The sequence below is a fragment of the Pantoea sp. Tr-811 genome (genome assembly GCF_011752535.1).
Classification (GTDB): Bacteria; Pseudomonadota; Gammaproteobacteria; order Pseudomonadales; family Pseudomonadaceae; genus Aquipseudomonas.
The window spans coordinates 1-520 of sequence record NZ_VWXJ01000067.1; the positions used below are offsets into that span (position 1 = coordinate 1).

1 protein-coding gene is annotated in these 520 nt (G+C 65.8%); it reads left to right on the plus strand.

From position 1 onward, the window contains the following. Positions 1-193: hypothetical protein (locus F3J44_RS30505; protein WP_205300273.1), on the plus strand; the 193-nt coding region annotated here is incomplete at its 5' end. Positions 194-520: the final 327 nt, after the last annotated feature.

Sequence of the window (520 nt, forward strand, 5' to 3'; positions counted from 1 at the left end):
CGCAGCTCGCGAAGGGCTGCAAAGCAGCCCCAACATCATGTGCCGCGAAGCTGCAACGCTGGGGCCGCTGCGCGCCCCATCGCGAGCTGCGCTCGCTCCTACCGGGGCGGCGTCGGCCTGCAGATCGGTATCTGAGCAGCAGACCAAGGCTGCGTCGGTGTTTGCAGATCGCATTTTCAAGCACGGACGATGAACCTGGTAGGAGCGAGCGCAGCTCGCGATGGGCTGCAAAGCAGCCCCAACATCATGTGCCGCGAAGCTGTAACCCTGGGGCCGCTGCGCGCCCCATCGCGAGCTGCGCTCGCTCCTACCGGGGTGGCGTCGGCCTGCAGATGGGTGTCTGAGCAGCAGGCCAAGGTTGCGCCGGTGTTTGCAGAACGCATTTTCAAGCATGGACGATGAACCTGGTAGGAGCGAGCGCAGCTCGCGAAGGGCTGCAAAGCAGCCCCAACATCATGTGCCGCGAAGCTGCAACGCTGGGGCCGCTGCGCGCCCCATCGCGAGCTGCGCTCGCTCCTAC